This window comes from Streptomyces sp. NPDC101166, from assembly GCF_044768125.1.
Taxonomy (GTDB): Bacteria; Actinomycetota; Actinomycetes; order Streptomycetales; family Streptomycetaceae; genus Streptomyces.
The window spans coordinates 1-1,151 of record NZ_JBIWPF010000251.1; the positions used below are offsets into that span (position 1 = coordinate 1).

The window sequence follows — 1,151 nt, forward strand, 5'->3', positions numbered from 1 at the left end:
CCTCGCCTCTACGCTGCGCAGCCAGTTCGACGCCTTCGGCAAGGTCGAGGAGCAGTCCGTCCTCGGCTTCGCCGGCTGAGCGGAGACCCTTCTCGATGCTGGAACCGACGAAACCCGGCTTCACCGAGACGGTTTGGGAATCCAAGCCGCCCGAAGAGCTGGCGCGTGAACTGGTGACGGGCGCCGGGGCGATCCCCGCCGCCGAAGCCGGGCTCGCGTGGACTCGACTGAGCGCGGGTTTCGCCGCCGCCGCTGTGGAGTACGAGAGAATTCTCGTAATCCTCGACAGTGCTTGGGAATCCAAGCACAGCGGGCCCTTCATCGAACGCATCAGAGCGCTGCGTGACTGGATGGGGGCTTCTGCCTCCGCGGCCGCCGGTAATGCAGTGCAGGCCGAAACGCACGCGGCCGCATACGAACTCGCGAAACTGACCATGCCGGACGTCGACGAGGTCGAGAAGCTCAAGGATCTGCAGCAGCTGATGCAGCAGCTCGGGCTGGCGGGCGGGATGCCCCTGCTGGGCGGGCTCGCCAAGACCGACATGGACGCCGACGCGGCCAAGGCGCAGGCGGCGCGGGTCATGCGGACCTACGAGGCCGCCACCGAATCGCTGGCCAAGCCGTGGGAACACCAGGCTCCGCCGCAGGTCACCGCCGGGCTGACGCCCGCCGAACAGCCTGTCGCGCCGGTCGAGGTGGAAGCGCCCGCGGTTCCGACGCCGTCGATGCCGAATATCAACCTCGGCTCGCTCAACCTGCCGCCCATGCCGTTGACGCAGGTGCGCGCCACCACCGTCGAGGCCAAGGAAACCACCACGCAACGCGTTGTGACGCAACCGGTTACGGTGCAGCAGAGTGGGACGACCATGGCCCCTGCGCCGATGGGGGGCGCCGGCCAGTCCAGCGACGAGGAGCACACGCCGCGGGCCGGTCTCGTCGGCGCGCCCACCAGCGACAACGAACTGGGCCTCACCTCCGGCATGCAGGTCGCGCCCGCCGTCCTCGGCGGCCTCGACCCGGCCGCCCAGCGCGCGCCCGTCGACATCGCCTTCAACGCGGGCAGTGGGTCCGAAAAGGCGACCAGCACAGCGGAATCCGGCGGCAGTCAGGGGTCGGCCACATGACCACCCTCACCAACGACGGACTCATCG

At 69.2% G+C, this 1,151-nt stretch carries 1 protein-coding gene; it reads left to right on the top strand.

From position 1 onward, the window contains the following. Positions 1 to 95 precede the first annotated feature (95 nt). On the top strand, positions 96 to 1,124 hold the full coding sequence (locus tag ACIRS4_RS38145) for a PPE domain-containing protein (RefSeq protein ID WP_404204858.1): 1,029 nt from the start codon (positions 96 to 98) through the stop codon (positions 1,122 to 1,124). Positions 1,125 to 1,151 lie beyond the last annotated feature (27 nt).

What these genes read in the sequence shown, in the direction of transcription:
- ACIRS4_RS38145 (WP_404204858.1), top strand. Translation starts at nt 96, where the DNA reads ATGCTGGAACCGACGAAACCCGGCTTCACCGAGACGGTTTGGGAATCC.